Below are 15,940 nucleotides of genomic sequence, written 5' to 3' on the forward strand. Positions count from 1 at the left end.
ATGGGGAGCAGGGGAGATGGGGGAGATGGGGGAGATGGGGGAGATTTCCTTCTGCCTTCTGCCTTCTGCCTCCTGCCTCCTTCTTACAGTTGGTTTAGATGGTTCGCACTGGTACTTCGTGCTTAGCTAGATAACTCTTAATTTCAGCGACACTGAGTTCGCCGAAATGCAGCAGGGAAGCCAATAGCGCGGCTTGGGCCGAACCTGTGGTTACAGCTTCGTAAATGTGTTGGCAGTTGCCGGCCCCTCCAGAAGCAATCACCGGAATTTCGACAATTTCAGCGATAGTGCGGGTCAATTCTAAATCGTAACCAGCCTTAGTGCCGTCAGCATCCATACTTGTTACCAAAAGTTCGCCAGCGCCGCGTTGTTCAACTTCCTTAGCCCAGGCGATCGCATCTTTTCCCGTATTTTCACGACCACCCCGCACATAAACATCCCATCCCGGATTGTCGGGATCGACCCGCCGCCGAGCATCGATCGCCACTACAATACACTGATTCCCAAACCGCGAACTAGCGCGATTGATAAAATCGGGGTCGCGTACCGCCGCTGAGTTGATACTGACCTTATCAGCACCGGCTCTTAACAAATTTTTAATTGTTTCTAAGTTTTGGATACCCCCACCTACCGTCAACGGGATAAACACCCTTTCCGCCGTGCGATAGACCACATCAACGATAATATCTCTGTCTTCGTGGGTCGCAGTAATGTCTAGAAACACCAACTCATCAGCACCCGCCTCATTATAGACTTGGGCTAGTTCTACTGGATCGCCAGCATCCTTAAGATCGATAAAGTTGATACCTTTGACCACGCGACCAGCTTTTACGTCCAAACAGGGCAAAATTCTTTTAGCTAACATAACCTACCTGATGATTGGGATTAAAGAGTTTTGAGATTGCTTCGCGATCGCTCTTTTCATTGTTAATTCTGCACTTCCTTGCTGCGATCGCCCAACCCCCAAATCAGATAAACTGTGGATTGGTTGATGAGAGGAGAACATTTAAGTGTCTATAGAAGTAGGTCAGAGAGTCAAGGTGCGCCGTCTTAGAGACCGGGTACCTGCAAATATCATCGGTAAGTTGAAGCAAAATCCAGTTGGCACAGTTGATGGTTTCAGAATGGTTGACGGCAGCGGAGTAGGCGTAGTTGTCAAGTTTGATGACGCTAACTTTGCGACGTGGTTCTTTGAAGATGAGCTAGAACCTATTTAGTATAGGGGCTGGAGTTCTTATAAGATTGCTTATGAGATTGCTTTTGAATCAAGCAATCTCATAGCTCATCACTATTATTTTCCGATCTCCTTCTGTGTTGAGATGGCACTGAGGCTAACTGGCCGCTAACATAGTCAAGAACGCTGAACTGATAAAACTGCAACGGTCAAGTTGTTCTCTAGTAGAGGGAATGACTGCGATCGCTGACAGAGGGTTGGGCTGAATTGTAGGCTATTGGCATCGGGAACAGAAAATGGCTTTGATTTTGACATTTTTGGGCAAAGGCGGTACAGGTAGAACCACGATCGCGATCGCAGCGGCGAAAAAGTTTGCCGCCTCTGGTAAGCGAGTCCTGCTAGCTGGTCAAGAACCGGGGCCAGCTCTAGGGATTATGCTACGTGCTACTGTGAGTGGAGAACCCCAGGAAATAGCCCCTAACCTCAAAGCAGTGCAGTTTCAAAGCACACTGCTGCTAGAGAAGAGGTGGGAGGAACTGAAGACTCTGGAAGCTCAATATCTCCGCACTCCTTTCTTTAAACAGGTTTACGGGCAAGAATTAGGCATATTGCCAGGAATGGACAGCGCTTTAGCACTCGATGCTCTGCGGGAGTACGATGCTTCGGGACAGTACGATGTTATTGTCTACGATGGCAGCGGTGGTCTTGAGGAATTGCGGATGCTGGGAATGGCGGAAATTTTGAGTTGGTACATCCGTCGCTTCCGCCAAGTTTTTGCAGACTCAGATTTAGGTAAATCTCTATCCCCCTTTGTGCAACCCGTAGTTAGCACTGTTCTTAATGTTGATTGGTCGGGCGATAATTTTGCCCAACCAGCACAACAAGTTAATAATATTTTAGATCAGGGTAGAGGGGCGATCGCAGATCCGAATCGAGTGGCAGCTTATTTGGTGACGAATGGGGAGGAAAGTGCGATCGCAACGGCCCGTTATCTCTGGGGTAGTTCTCAACAAGTCGGTCTTACAGTTGGCGGTGTTATCCTTAATCAATCAGCAGTTACAGAGACTATTGCCGCCGAATTTGCCCCTTTGACAGCAGTATCAATCCCTGTAGCGGGTAATAATAACTGGCAGCAATTAATGGATGCTTTACCAGATTTTAGTAAGGCCAGTGAAGCACCAAAACCGATTACCATCAACGTTGCTGACCGTCAAGTTAGTTTATTTTTGCCGGGATTTGACAAAAAACAAATCAAACTTACGCAGTCAGGGCCGGAAGTTACTATTGATGCCGGAGATCAGCGACGAAATATTCTCCTACCTCCCGCATTAACTGGAAAATCCGTAACTGGTGCTAAGTTTCAGAATAGTTACTTGATTATTTCATTTTAAGTTACATCTTGCACCATCCTCAAAAACCTGTAGGGGCGGGTTCGCCAGTAGCTTTACACAGTACAGAAAGACTAAAAAACCCGCCCCCACTCGGCGAGAGAGTCATTTATTTAAGATGTTTTAGGTGAGAACTTTAAGAGGAAGCCGTTATGGTGACAAAACTAGAAATTGATAGACAAAACTTATATGAGACGGACTACTTGAAATGGATTGAAACAACAGTAGAAAAGTTGCGATCGCAGGATTACTCAAACGTTGACTGGGAAAACTTGATTGAAGAAATAGAAAGCATGGGTAGAAGCGAACGCAGGAGTTTAGAAAGTAATCTTATTATCGTTATTATGCACTTACTCAAGTGGCAATTTCAGCCAGAGTTAAGAACCCGTAGCTGGAAAAGTAGCATTTTTGAACATCGCAGGCGCATTCGCAACGCTCTAGAAGATTCCCCCAGTCTCAAACCTTATCTAGAAGATATATTTGCTAAATGCTATTCCAATGCCGTTGAAAGTGCAAGTATTGAAACTGGATTGCCTCTGGAAGTATTACCCAAATTATGCCTTTATACTTCTATTGAGGTGTTAGATTCTAACTTTCTACCAGATGACAATGCTCAATAAATTAACCAGACTTAGGCAAAAACAACTTAAACTTAATTGTGTCATTGCGAGTCTTACGAAGCAATCTAAAACCCTAGTTTTTGGTGGAAAGTGTGTAAATAATATTAACATAAACTCAGGTAAAAATATGGTGACGGAAATAGGAATTAACAAACAAAGTTTATATGAAGCGGATTACTTGAAGTGGATTGAAACAACATTAGAGAAGTTGCGATCGCAAGATTTCTCAAACGTTGACTGGGAAAACTTGATTGAGGAAATAGAAAGCATGGGGCGGAGTGAGCGCAAGAGCTTCAAGAGCAATCTCATTGTGATATTAATTCACTTGTTAAAGTGGCAATTTCAGCCTGAATTAAGAAGTCGTAGCTGGAAGAGTAGCATTTTTGAACATCGCAGGCGCATTCATGAGGATATAGAAGATTCCCCTAGTCTCAAACCCTATCTAGAAGAGGTATTTGCTAAATGTTATTCAAATGCAGTTCAAGGAGCAAGTATTGAAACTGGATTGCCTCTGGAAGTATTTCCCCAATTATGCCCTTATACCTCTATTGAGGTTTTAGATTCTAACTTTCTGCCAGATGAAAATGCTCAATAAATTAACCAGACTTAGGCAAAAACAACTTAAACTTAATTGTGTCATTGCGAGTCTTACAAAGCAATCTAAAGCCCTAGTTTTTGGTAGAAAGTGTGTAAATGATATTAACATAAACTTAGGTAAAAAATATGGTAATGGAACTAGGGATTGACAGACAAAGTTTATATGAATTGGATTACTTGAAGTGGATTGAAACAACAGTAGAAAAGTTGCGATCGCAGGATTTCTCAAACGTTGACTGGGAAAATTTGATTGAGGAAATAGAAAGCATGGGGCGGAGTGAGCGCAAGAGTTTTAAGAGCAATCTTATTGTAGTTATCATGCACTTGCTCAAGTGGCAATTTCAACCAGAGTTAAGAAGTCGTAGCTGGAAAAGCAGCATTGTCGAACATCGCAGGCGAATTCGCGACGATTTAAAGGATTCTCCCAGTCTCAAACCATATTTAGAAGAGGTATTTGCGGAATGTTATTGGGATGCAGTTGAACAGGCAAGTGCTGAGACTGGATTAGCGATAGAAGTATTTCCCCAACTATGTCCTTACACTTCTATTGAGGTGTTAGATTCTAACTTTCTGCCCGATGAAAAAGTTGAGGAAATAAATGAAGAGAATTAAACTAGGAGAGCTATAAATAGATTTTTATGGACAAAATTTTCCATATTTATGATAGAAATATAATTGTAAATCAGAGAAACATAATTGTAAACATTGGGAGTGAACGTTATGGTGACAGAAATAGGAATTGACAGACAGAGCTTATATGAGGCAGACTACTTGAAATGGATTGAAACAACAGTAGAAAAGTTGCGATCGCAGGATTTCTCAAACGTTGATTGGGAAAACCTGATTGAGGAAATAGAAAGCATGGGAAGAAGCGAACGCAAGAGCCTCAAAAGCAATATTATTGTAGTCATTATGCACTTGCTCAAGTGGCAATTTCAGCCAGAGTTGAGAAGCGGTAGCTGGGAAGGTAGCATCGTAGAACATCGGCGGCGCATTCAGGACGATTTGGAAGATTCTCCTAGCCTGAAACCATATTTAGAAGAGATATTTGATAAGTGCTATGCGGCTGCGGTTAAACAGGCAAGTGCTGAAACTAGATTGCCGATAGAAGTATTTCCCCAATTATGTCCTTACACTTCTATTGAGGTGTTAGATTCTAACTTTCTGCCCGATGGAAACGTTCAGGAGATAACCGAACAAAATTAAATTATTTTATAGCAATTGCCAAGACAGTTTACGATAGATATCTGTAACTCTGCCATTCCGGCCCGATCTTTATTAAGAATTAGCAATTAGTAATTATCTGCGTCGCTGTGCGGTTAAAAATTAAGTATATCTATGAATATCAATGGTATCCTATCAGAAATATTATTGCAACGTAGAGCTACAAGATAGCACCGTCAACATAAAACTATGTCTGATTCTCCTCCTTCCCAGTCTACTCCAGAGCCAACACCCATCAGTGCTACCCAAACAGATAGCCGCACCGCCAAAACTCGGCAAATGTTGGGCATGAAAGGGGCTGCACCGGGCGAAACTTCTATCTGGAAAATTCGCTTGCAACTGATGAAGCCGATTACTTGGATTCCTCTAATTTGGGGAGTTGTGTGTGGGGCGGCTTCTTCTGGTAACTACACTTGGACGCTGGAAAATGTGTTAGTAGCAGCGGCTTGTATGTTGCTCTCAGGCCCATTGATGACAGGATATACCCAAACCCTTAACGATTTCTACGATCGCGAAATCGATGCCATTAACGAACCCTACCGTCCTATTCCCTCCGGTGCGATCTCGATTCCGCAAGTCGTCACTCAAATTTTTGTATTGCTGCTAGGTGGGATCGGCATTTCCATCGCCCTTGATTTGTGGGCCGGTCATAAGTTTCCGATCGTGGTTCTTTTAACTCTCGGCGGCGCTTTTATCGCTTATATTTACTCGGCACCACCGCTGAAACTTAAGCAGAATGGGTGGTTGGGGAATTATGCCTTGGGTTCTAGCTACATTGCTTTACCTTGGTGGGCGGGACAAGCTTTGTTTGGCAAACTGGATGCAACGATTATGATTTTGACCCTGTTTTACAGTATGGCAGGGTTGGGAATTGCGATTGTTAATGATTTTAAGAGTGTAGAAGGCGATCGCCAATTGGGGTTACAATCCTTGCCTGTGATGTTTGGTGTGGATAAGGCGGCTTGGATTTGCGTGTGCGCGATCGACATCTTTCAATTGGGAATTGCGGCATACTTGATTAGCATCCACCAGAATCTCTATGCTGTCCTCCTCGTGTTGTTGGTGATTCCCCAAATCACTTTCCAAGATATGTATTTTCTACGCAATCCTCTGGAAAATGATGTTAAATATCAAGCAAGTGCCCAGCCTTTCCTAGTATTAGGTATGCTTGTGGCTGCCTTAGCACTAGGCCACGCAGGGGTCTAGGGGGGAAGAAGGGGCTAGAAGAAGGGGCTAGGGACTAGGATGCTCAGGATTAGGGAAGAGTTTTGAGTTACAAGTCACGTTTATAACTCGCTCATAATTCCCTTTCCTTCTCTCCTAAATAATTAATTCTTTTTCCCTGTTCCCTCTTCCCCTAGTCCCTAACCCCTAGTCCCTAACCCCTAGTCCCTAACCCCTTCTTCCTTCTTCGTTCTAAAATTAACAGGTGGTTTAAAAGTCTAACGTGGCAGAATCTTTATCAAATATGCAAGATCCGGCAAGCCAAGGCAGCAATGCTGTAGGGGCGAGTTTTGATGAAAATTGGTCGCCTGCTACCGATGGCGACGGACTCAACCAAGCTATAACGGAAGGGGCAGTGCCTACACCGCCGACGGGTCAAGAATTACAGCAAGGTGTGCCAGTTAATGCTGAACCGCTGACAGCCGAAGGTGCTGCACTTGAGACAGAGAATCAGCCATCTGACGCAAATAAGGTTGATATAGTTAAGCGAGATTGGTCGGGCTTGAGGAAGATTCGGGCTTGGTTTGATGCCAAATTTCCTCCTCTGACGAGTAGTGGCAAGAAAAATCTTTACCGCCGCCCTATATTTTGGGTAGGAGTAGGTGTAGTTACTGTTGGCGGTAGTGCTCTGGGCTATGTCTGGTGGAGTCTACGTACTTTAGAGCAAGCTTTGCCGAATATTGCTGATATGTCGGCTTTTACTCGCGATGGGACTTTGAGTATTAAGGCGGCTGATGGAACGATTTTGCTGCAAAGTGGGCCTGCAACTAGGGAAAAGCTGCAACTGAGGGAGATTCCCGAACAGTTAATTAAGGCTTTTATTGCGATTGAAGATCGGCGTTTTTATGAACATGGGGGGGTTGATTATCAAGGGATTTTTCGGGCGATCGCTTCTAATATCATGGCGAGGGATTTAGTACAGGGTGGAAGTACGATTACGCAGCAGTTAGCGCGGATTGTTTTCCTCAACCAAGAACGTAGTTTGTTGCGGAAGGTGCGCGAGGCGCTTTTGGCTCAGAAAATTGAGCGGGAATTGAATAAAGATCAAGTTTTAGAGCGCTATTTGAATCTGGTTTATTTGGGTTCTGGTGCTTATGGGGTGGCGGATGCAGCCTGGGTTTATTTCAGTAAGCCGGTGAATGAATTGACTTTGGCAGAGATGGCGACTTTGGCGGGTTTACCTCCTGCGCCAAGTGAATATTCGCCTCTGGTGAATCCAGATGCTGCTAAGGAACGCCGCAATATTGTGTTGCAGCAAATGCTGGCAGCTAAGGTGATTACAGTGGCGCAAGAACGGGATGCGATCGCACAACCTCTGGCGGTGAAACCAAGTGCTCCAAAACGGCTGCAAGTGCAAGCTCCCTATTTTGCCAGATATATTATGAAAGAATTGCCACGCTATGTTTCTAAAGATGCTTTGGAAGCGGGAGGTTTGACTGTAGAAACGAGTATAAATTTGGAGTGGCAGAAAATAGCAGAGCAGGTGATGAAAGATGCTGTAGAACTTGACGGTAAAGCTCAGGGATTTGAGGAAGCGGCGCTGGTTTCAATTGAATCTCGCACTGGGGAAGTGAAGGCGATGGTGGGGGGTGCGAATTTTCAAAAAAGTGAGTTTAACCGTGCTACGCAAGCTTTACGGCAGCCCGGATCTACTTTTAAGGGGTTGGTTTATACGGCTGCGATCGCGGCTGGTTTTTCGCCTTATGACAGCTATGAAGATGGCCCGGTGATTTTTGATGGGTATCAACCAAATAATTATGGTAAAAGGTTTAGCGGTTGGCGATCGATGGCTGACGCGCTAGCAAGTTCTGTGAATGTGGTAGCGGTGAAAGTGTTAGTTGATGTTGGGTTCGATCCGACGATTAAGTTAGCTCATGATATGGGGATTAAGTCGAAACTCAATCCCACTTATTCGCTGGCTTTAGGCGCTTCGGAGGTGAATTTGCTGGAGTTAACTAATGCTTACGGCACTCTAGCAGCGCAAGGGAATTATATCGAGGCTCACGGGATTCGCCGGGTGATTAATCAGCGAGGAGATGTAATTTACAATGCTGATTTTAAACCTAAGCGAGTTGTCGATAAAAATAGTGCTGCAATTATTGCTTGGATGTTGCAGGGAGTGGTGCAAAGCGGTACGGGAGGGCCTGCGGCTTTGTCGGATCGGAATGTTGCTGGCAAAACTGGTACTTCTGAACAGGCTCGCGATCTGTGGTTTATTGGTTTTATCCCCCAGGTAGTGACGGGTATTTGGCTGGGAAATGATGATAATTATCCGACTTATGGGGCTAGTAGTACAGCCGCTTATAATTGGCGGGAATTTATGTCTCAGGTGGTGAAGGGAATGCCTATTGAGGAGTTTCCGAAGTTGCCGGAATTGGAGGGGAGAAAGGGGAGTATTAAGGCGAAGCCCGTGCAGCCTGGGAATGTGGTTTATGGGATGATTAAGAATGATGACGATTCTATTTCTCCTTATAATCCTGGGGGTAGTTCCCACGATTCTGCTACTTATCAAGATCCAGGTAGTTATCAAGAACCAGAGAGTTATCAAGAGCCAGCTTATCAAGAACCTGTTGAGAATTATAATTAACTGATGATCGTAGCCCCCATTGGTGTCAACTTAAGGTCAAACCCTGAATCCGACAGGGGTTAAAACCCCTGGCGGGCTTTCTGCTTAAGTTGACACCTATGCGTAGCCCCTAAACCCTAGTCCCTAGCTATATAAGGCGATGATGATTTTTTTAGGGTGGCTATAAAGAAACCATCCATTTGTTGTCTTTGCGGCCAGACTTTGAGCCATCCCTCGGCTGTGGGTTCTATGGGTAAATCGAGTATTATTGGTTCTGTTTGCCAGTCAGGATTGTTGGTTAAAAATGATTCAATAATGTTTTCGTTTTCTAAGGGGTGAATTGTGCAGGTTGCATAAACTAATTTGCCTCCGGGCTTGACAAAAGTAGCGACATTTGCTAATAATTGTGATTGCAGTATTGAGAGTTCTTCGATATTTTTTTCTGTGTGATGCCAGCGGGCATCAGCGCGGCGGTGGAGGGTTCCCAATCCTGAACAAGGGGCATCTAGTAAGACGCGATCGGCACTGTTAATCAAGTTAGGAAAGTTGCGGCTATCTCCTGTGTGAATTTCAATAGAGTTAAGCTGCAGTCTTTCGGCATTTTGTTTTAGTTTTTTGAGTCGGCTTTCGGTTTTGTCGCAGGCTATGATTGTGCCTTTATCCTGCATTAATTCGGCGATGTGGGTGGTTTTTCCACCGGGTGCGGCGCAGGCATCAATGATAGTTTCCCCTGGTTGGGGGTCGAGTAAATGGGTGACTAATTGAGCGCTGCTGTCTTGAATTGTCCACCAACCTTCGTTATATCCTGGTAGGTTGTAAATTGCGCCGATGCTGCCATTTAATCTTAAAGCTTGGGGTAAATAGGGGATGCGATTAACTGCTATATTATGAGATTTTAAGGCATTTTCTACTTCGTCAATGGTGGTACGAAGGGGATTAATTCGGAGGTCAATTGTGGGGGATTGATTGAACCATTGACAGAGCTTTTCTGTTTCGGTTTCGCCGATTTGTTCTAGCCAGAATTGTATTAGCCAGTCGGGGAAACTGTGGATAATTCCTAAGCGTTCGATGGGATTTTCGGGTAGTTTTAGGATTGAATTAACCCCCCCCTGCCCCCCCTTGGTAAGGGGGGGGGTTGTTTTATTTTGGGGGGTAGTATTAGTTTTATCCTCACTCTTAGCATCTCCTTCATAAGAAATACTCTTAGCATTTCCTTCATAAGCAATACTCTTAGCCCCCCCTTCATAAGCAATACTCTTAGCATCTCCTTCGTAAGCAATACTCTTAGCCCCCCCTTCATAAGGGGGGGTTGGGGGGGTAATTCTGGTATATTGTCGCAAGAGGCCATTAACAAAGCTACTAAGGCCTGAAAATCCGTTTTCTTTTGTTAGTTGAACGGTGGTATTAACGGCGGCGGATGGGGGGATGTGGGTGAGATATTGGAGTTGATATAAACCGATGTGTAAAATTGTGCGAAGGTCTGGAGGTTGTTGGGAGGCAGGTTTTTTGGCGAGTTGGTCGATAAGAAAATCGAGCGATCGCATTCTTCTGACGCTACCATAGACTATTTCTGTGAGGAGTCTGCGATCGAGTTCGCTGAGTTCGGAGTTGCGGAGGGTGCGATCGAGGGCCACGTCTGCGAATGCGCCGCGTCGGTGGACTTCGCGGAGGGCGATAAATGCTAGTTGGCGAGGATTTTTCATTTAGTTATTAAATTATAGGAATATTAATTATAGTTGAAAATATTAATTTGGCTCGTTATTTTCCCAGTCTTCTCCATCAAGTACAGAAAATTCGGTTAGTTCAGGATCGGTCAAAAAATATTCGGCTGTAGCAGCTATAAATGGTGCTAGTAGTTGATGGCGTTCTGTCACAGGTAGTCTAGCAATTTCTTGGAGAGATAACGTAATTAAGCCCATTTCAAAAAATAGTTGAGTTGATTAGTTTCACTTTCAAATCTGTCTTCAATCATATTGTACCACAAATCCCCGTTTCATTGAGGCGAAAAGTGACTACTTTTCCCGTTATCTCTTGATTTCGCAATTTTTGGAATATCGCCATATAGTCTGGTTCAATAAAATAATTGCCACTGTTTGGTTCAATGGTAATGTACCAATTGTAATGCTCTGCGATTAGTTCGGGGCGGACTCGTTCAAAAATAGCATGAGCAAGTTGATATCGTTGTTCGCTTTCTGCTTTTTGCTTTGCTTTTTCTTCGGTAGAAATTGGTGTTTTTTTGTATTTTTCTGGGAGGTGGCGAGGTTTCCAGGTAGGGGATGCTATTGTCATGTTTTTTTCCTATTTTTTAATTTGGTTAGTTAGTTAGGATAGTGATATTGTAGCATTAGTGGCGGGTATGGGAAAGGTAGAACAGTTATTTTCCAATAGTTCTTCTATTGTCTCAAGATGTCCTAATATGTGAGGAATAGAGCCATATTGAAAAGAATCAACTGTTTCTGTAAGCTGCTCTAAAGCTGCTTCTTTTTTTGCAGCACTAATAAGCTCATTGGCAAAGTTTTCAATGTCTAAATTGATTTCTTCGAGATTAAAAAGCAGTCTTTCTAACTTGCTTTTACCGAGTTGAGGTTCCAGCTTCTCTCGATGCTGCTTAAGAGCGTTAATTGCTGCTCTCAGTGATGTGATTTGGGAAACCATAATTGTTACCTATTGTTTTATTTATTGCTCTAAATTCAATATGGATTGTAGCAATTTTCGTTCTTCGATGGGAAGTTCGAGTAAGGCCCGTCGATCGCCTTTGGTTTCCCGGTAGCGGACGGCGGCTTTTAGTAGGCGTAAGGGTATTTGAAATTCGGGGAATTTGCTTGTCTGTTCTTGCCAGACTTCTAGCCAGATTCGCGCTGCTTTGTCGCTAATCATTTCTGACATTATTTCCGGGATGTTGTTAACAAGTCCTTGTCCTAAAGCAGGGAGAACATTGTGTTTTTTGTAAAGGTTGACTAGGGTTGTGAGGCGCGATCGCCAAACTTCTCGATCTTGTTTACTGTTAAACAATTTGGAAATTATCAGTTTTGCCTCGTCTGTATTTGCTTCTTCCCCTGGCTTCAAATTTTCAATGGAGTTATTTAAGATGGTGATACTGTCATCCCAACTCTTAAAACCAAGGAGACGAATGATACTCTTGAAGAAATTGGAACTAGCTTCAATTACTTTATCTATAGATGCTAAATTTTTACTGCTATATTCAAGGAAGGATTCAATACCTTCTTGTGTAGAAAACAACCAGCGTCGCATCCAAAGATAATTGGGGTTAAGTTCAATTACCTTATAAAAAGATTTGGCGGATTCTTCATAGCGTTTTAGTTTGTGTAGCACCAAGATTTGATTATACCAAGCGCTCGTATAATTGGGGTCAATTTCAATGGCTTTATCTAAAGATATCAATGCTTCTTCATAGCAATTTAGTTTGATGAGCGTTGCCCCCCGATTACACCAAGTATAGTGGTCGTCAGGTTTGATTTCAATGGCTTTGTCTAATGAGGCGAGTGCTTCTTCAAATCGCCCTAAGTTTTGTAGCGCCACACCCCGGTTATTCCAAGCTTCGTAGTGGTCAGGTTTGATTTCAAGGGCTTTGTTGTAAGAGGCGATCGCTTCTTCAAATCGTCCTAAGTTTCGCAGGGCCCAACCCCGGTTATTCCAAGCATAGTGGTAATCAGCTTTGATTTCAATGGCTTTGTCACAAGAGGTGAGCGCTTCTTTAAATCGCCTTAACTCTCCTAGCGCCCAACCCCGGTTATTCCAAGCTTCGTGGTCGTCAGGTTTGATTTCAATGGCTTTGTCATAAGAGGCGAGTGCTTCTTCAAATCGCCCTAATTTGAACAGTACAATACCCCTGGTAAACCAAGCTTCGTAGAAGTCGGGTTTGATTTCAATGGCTTTTTCATAAGAGGCGATCGCTTCTTCATTTCTCCCTAAGTTAAACAGCGCAACACCCCGGTTATACCAAGCTTCGTGCTTGTCAGGTTTGAATTCAATAACTTTGTCGTAAGAGGCAATCGCTTCTTCAAATTGCCCTAAGTTTTGCAAGGCCCAACCCCTGTTATTCCAAGCATAGTAGTCATCAGGTTTGAATTCAATAACTTTTTCATAAGAGGCGATCGCTTCTTCATTTCTCCCTAAGTTAAACAGCGCAACACCCCGGTTATACCAAGCTTCGTGCTTGTCAGGTTTGAATTCAATAACTTTGTCGTAAGAGGCAATCGCTTCTTCAAATTGCCCTAAGTTTTGCAAGGCCCAACCCCTGTTATTCCAAGCATAGTAGTCATCAGGTTTGAATTCAATAACTTTGTCGTAAGAGGCGATCGCTTCTTCAAATCGCCCTAACTCTCCTAGCGCATAACCTCGGTAAAACCAAGCTTCGTGATCATCATGTTTGATTTCAATGGCTTTGTCGTAAGAGGCAATCGCTTCTTCAAATCGCCCTAAGTCATCCAGCGCATAACCCCGGTAAAACCAAGCTTCGTGATCATCATGTTTGATTTCAATGGCTTTGTCATAAGAGGTAATCGCTTTTTCAAATCGCCCTAATTTACGCAGAGCCCAACCCCGATTAAACCAAGCTTCTTGGTGGTCAGGTTTGATTTCAATGGTTTTGTCATAAGAGGCGAGCGCTTCTTCAAATTGTCCTAAGTCCCCTAACGCATTACCTCGCTTATACCAAGCTTGGTGGTAGTCAGGTTTAATTTTAATAGCTTTGTCATAAGAGGCGATCGCTTCTTCATTTCGCCCTAAGTTTCCTAGCGCCAAACCCCGGTAAAACCAGTCGTCGGCACTACCATTAATTTTTATTATCAATTCATCTGTGATTTGGAGAGCATTAACATAGTCTTCTTTCTCATAAAAATTTTTATATTCCTGAGAGTATGCCCCCATGCCAGAGTCTCGATCGTTTTGTTCGCCTGCTTCCAACGCATAACGCAGATATTTTATTTCCATTGCAGCCTTAGAAGGCAACGATTTCATTAGCTCAAAAGGCAATTTATCGGGTTTTATATTCAACAATTGTTCTGCAACATCAATCCCCATCTTATGCCTAATATCAGCAATACCTAATTCTAATCGCTGCTCCAACTCTTCCCGCGTGTACCAAATTCGCAAAAAATCTACAAATAACTGTATCGTCCCTTCACCCCGCTGCTTCTTAACATCAAGGCAAAAACGCATCAGCACTTCCCGTAATTCATAATAAGACTCACGGCCAATCGCTTCAGAAGTAACATATCCCAAATTCCGCAGAGTTTTAAGTTGACTAGATGCTGTCGCCTGTGTAATAAAACAGTGTTCCGCAATTTCTTTAACACTAACAGCATGGCGACGATCGCACAAAAACTCTACAATTTTTCGCTGTTGAGGCGAAAGAAATTGCATTCGTGACTGATAATAAGGTGTCAAATCATCGAGCATCCGCATAAAAGGTTTCACCAATTGATCCAGGGATTCACGGGTGAGGAATTGGGAGAAAATTACATAGACGCGGGGGTTGCCACCTGCTAAGTGATGAACAGCTTTAATCCGAGCTTGTCCGTTTGGTGAAGCAATGAAATCTTTTAATTCAATATTGCCCTGGATTGTTGCCACATTTATCAATAATTGTGCTGCATCTTCAACCGTTAAATCCTGTAAGTCGTGGAGGCGAAAGAAATCATAAAAAGGTGCCTTTTTATTATCAACATCATCAAATAAACTCGGTGAGGTGGCGATCATCGTACAGCAATTAGACCCTTGCAAGAAAGAGAGAAATTGCTTTTGACCAGAATTACCTAACCCGTCAAATATTTGGTCTAAGTTCTCTACTAGCAGTAGTAACGTGCGATCGCCAATAAAGTCTTTTAAGAATTCTACTGCTGTCTGTTCAGCCGTCTCTGGAGATGAATAGAGAGTTTCAACTTTCTGCTGAAGTTGCTCTTGATATTTATCTAAATAATCTTGCTTTAATGCTGTAAAGATGCTAATTATTAAATCTAAAAATGAAGTGATGCTCCAATTATCTTCCCATAACCACGCAATAAAGAGGCGATCGCGCAAATTTTCCTGATGACGAACGCGGTGATAAATGAGAGAAATTAAATGAGTTTTGCCAATACCACGCGGCCCAATTAGTAAAGTGTAATGCTTAACTGGGGTAGTTGCACTTTCACGAATGCGATCGACAAGTTCCTGTGCAAGTTCCTGACGTTGAACAAGCATCTGTTCTAAAATATCCCCCGACATCAGACTCGGTGTGAAGTGGGAGAGAAAAGTTTCTGTCATACTAACCATTTAATGTTGAGATTGGTAGTCTAAGGCTGTGTTCGCATTTGGTGAACTATCATAAAAAGCTTATCCTGCTTGGGCTTTAGACTCATTATCTATAGTTTAACACATTTTTGATAAATATCTGGTGATTTTGGTTGACATTTATTTTTACTCCTGTTATCTTAGCCATATAAGCGAAAAAGCGACCCCAGGTGAGACTAGAGACGCTTTAGAAACTTTGTTAGCGATCGCCTGGTTGCCACCAGTACCGCTTTAGTTTTTTTGACTTCAAATGTAATTTTTTTGCTCTTTATCAGAGCGAGGAGTTGTTATGACTGATTTTAGCATGATTGAGGCAAAAGTGTTGCTTGAGCAAACTTGGGCAACAATGCCGTATGCGATCGCGCTCTGTTTCACCATTGATAATAGCATCAAGAGGTTATTACCAAGTGAGCCTCAGCGACAGTCAATTATCAGTTTAACTGAAGAGCAAACGCCCGATCGAAATCGTCTAAATGGCGTGATTATACCGGGAACTCGACATAAAAACCAGCCAGCGGATAACTCCTTTTACCAAAAACAAGCAAAATTCTTATTTGCGACTTTATTTGGAGGATTCACGGCTTTTCCTGATATCAAAGGAGGATGGATTTTAGAGGAAACTGGACAGTTAGTAGAAGAACCTGGTTTTTTAGTTGCGGCCTTAACCACTCAAGCAGAGATGAAAGTCGGGGAAAGGATGATTAAACAGTTTGCCTTGTACTTAAAGCGAGAGTTAGATCAAGATGCGATCGCGATTATTATTGGTGGCAATTTGAAGTTTATTTAGAGACAAATAGCGTGGCTCTTATCTGATAAGATCGGAAGAGTCACGTTTTTTTATTGGGAAGTTCAA

Annotated in this window: 15 protein-coding genes; 9 read left to right on the top strand and 6 right to left on the bottom strand. The window is 43.2% G+C overall.

Annotated elements, in window-relative coordinates:
- Positions 1-94: 94 nt before the first annotated feature.
- Positions 95-865, bottom strand: a complete 771-nt coding sequence (gene hisF, locus OSCIL6407_RS0100930; protein WP_007356658.1) for an imidazole glycerol phosphate synthase subunit HisF — start codon at positions 863-865, stop codon at positions 95-97.
- A 145-nt stretch (positions 866-1,010) separates the two neighbouring features.
- Between hisF and petP the strand changes: the two genes are divergently transcribed.
- The 8 genes from petP (at position 1,011) to OSCIL6407_RS0100970 (ending at position 8,814) form a co-directional block, all read left to right on the top strand.
- Positions 1,011-1,217, top strand: coding sequence for a cytochrome b6f subunit PetP (gene petP, locus OSCIL6407_RS0100935; protein WP_007356659.1), 207 nt, complete (start codon positions 1,011-1,013; stop codon positions 1,215-1,217).
- A gap of 253 nt (positions 1,218-1,470) precedes the next feature.
- Entirely contained in the window at positions 1,471-2,565 is a 1,095-nt protein-coding gene (locus tag OSCIL6407_RS0100940) for a Get3/ArsA fold putative tail anchor-mediating ATPase NosAFP (RefSeq protein WP_007356660.1), read from the top strand.
- A 149-nt stretch (positions 2,566-2,714) separates the two neighbouring features.
- Entirely contained in the window at positions 2,715-3,182 is a 468-nt protein-coding gene (locus tag OSCIL6407_RS0100945) for a DUF29 domain-containing protein (RefSeq protein ID WP_007356662.1), read from the top strand.
- Positions 3,183-3,309: 127 nt separating this feature from the next.
- The gene (locus tag OSCIL6407_RS0100950; RefSeq protein ID WP_007356663.1) at positions 3,310-3,777 is read left to right on the top strand and encodes a DUF29 domain-containing protein; all 468 of its coding nucleotides are present in this window, start codon (positions 3,310-3,312) and stop codon (positions 3,775-3,777) included.
- Positions 3,778-3,905: 128 nt separating this feature from the next.
- The gene (locus tag OSCIL6407_RS0100955) at positions 3,906-4,391 is read left to right on the top strand and encodes a DUF29 domain-containing protein (RefSeq protein WP_007356664.1); all 486 of its coding nucleotides are present in this window, start codon (positions 3,906-3,908) and stop codon (positions 4,389-4,391) included.
- Positions 4,392-4,499: 108 nt separating this feature from the next.
- Complete coding sequence (locus OSCIL6407_RS0100960) at positions 4,500-4,985, top strand: DUF29 domain-containing protein (RefSeq protein ID WP_007356665.1); 486 nt, start codon at positions 4,500-4,502, stop codon at positions 4,983-4,985.
- A gap of 207 nt (positions 4,986-5,192) precedes the next feature.
- Positions 5,193-6,209 (top strand): chlorophyll synthase ChlG, encoded by a 1,017-nt coding sequence (gene chlG, locus OSCIL6407_RS0100965; RefSeq protein ID WP_007356666.1) that lies wholly within the window; start codon positions 5,193-5,195, stop codon positions 6,207-6,209.
- A gap of 241 nt (positions 6,210-6,450) precedes the next feature.
- The gene (locus OSCIL6407_RS0100970) at positions 6,451-8,814 is read left to right on the top strand and encodes a transglycosylase domain-containing protein (RefSeq protein ID WP_007356667.1); all 2,364 of its coding nucleotides are present in this window, start codon (positions 6,451-6,453) and stop codon (positions 8,812-8,814) included.
- A gap of 116 nt (positions 8,815-8,930) precedes the next feature.
- Here the strand turns inward: OSCIL6407_RS0100970 and OSCIL6407_RS0100975 are convergent, their stop codons facing one another.
- From OSCIL6407_RS0100975 to OSCIL6407_RS0100995, 5 genes are read right to left on the bottom strand one after another with little or no spacing between them, the layout of a single operon-like run.
- Complete coding sequence (locus tag OSCIL6407_RS0100975) at positions 8,931-10,496, bottom strand: 16S rRNA (cytosine(967)-C(5))-methyltransferase (protein WP_019486829.1); 1,566 nt, start codon at positions 10,494-10,496, stop codon at positions 8,931-8,933.
- A 42-nt stretch (positions 10,497-10,538) separates the two neighbouring features.
- Entirely contained in the window at positions 10,539-10,712 is a 174-nt protein-coding gene (locus tag OSCIL6407_RS36085) for a hypothetical protein (protein ID WP_007356669.1), read from the bottom strand.
- A 49-nt stretch (positions 10,713-10,761) separates the two neighbouring features.
- Entirely contained in the window at positions 10,762-11,082 is a 321-nt protein-coding gene (locus tag OSCIL6407_RS0100985; RefSeq protein ID WP_007356670.1) for a hypothetical protein, read from the bottom strand.
- Positions 11,083-11,115: 33 nt separating this feature from the next.
- The gene (locus tag OSCIL6407_RS0100990) at positions 11,116-11,448 is read right to left on the bottom strand and encodes a hypothetical protein (protein ID WP_007356671.1); all 333 of its coding nucleotides are present in this window, start codon (positions 11,446-11,448) and stop codon (positions 11,116-11,118) included.
- 21 nt (positions 11,449-11,469) lie between these two features.
- Positions 11,470-15,060 carry a tetratricopeptide repeat protein gene (locus tag OSCIL6407_RS0100995; RefSeq protein WP_007356672.1) on the bottom strand — a complete coding sequence of 1,197 codons (3,591 nt, stop codon included), beginning with the start codon at positions 15,058-15,060 and terminating at the stop codon, positions 11,470-11,472.
- 316 nt (positions 15,061-15,376) lie between these two features.
- Between OSCIL6407_RS0100995 and OSCIL6407_RS0101000 the strand changes: the two genes are divergently transcribed.
- Positions 15,377-15,874, top strand: a complete 498-nt coding sequence (locus OSCIL6407_RS0101000; protein ID WP_007356673.1) for a hypothetical protein — start codon at positions 15,377-15,379, stop codon at positions 15,872-15,874.
- Positions 15,875-15,940: the final 66 nt, after the last annotated feature.

This window comes from Kamptonema formosum PCC 6407 (genome assembly GCF_000332155.1).
Lineage (GTDB): Bacteria > Cyanobacteriota > Cyanobacteriia > Cyanobacteriales > Microcoleaceae > Kamptonema > Kamptonema formosum.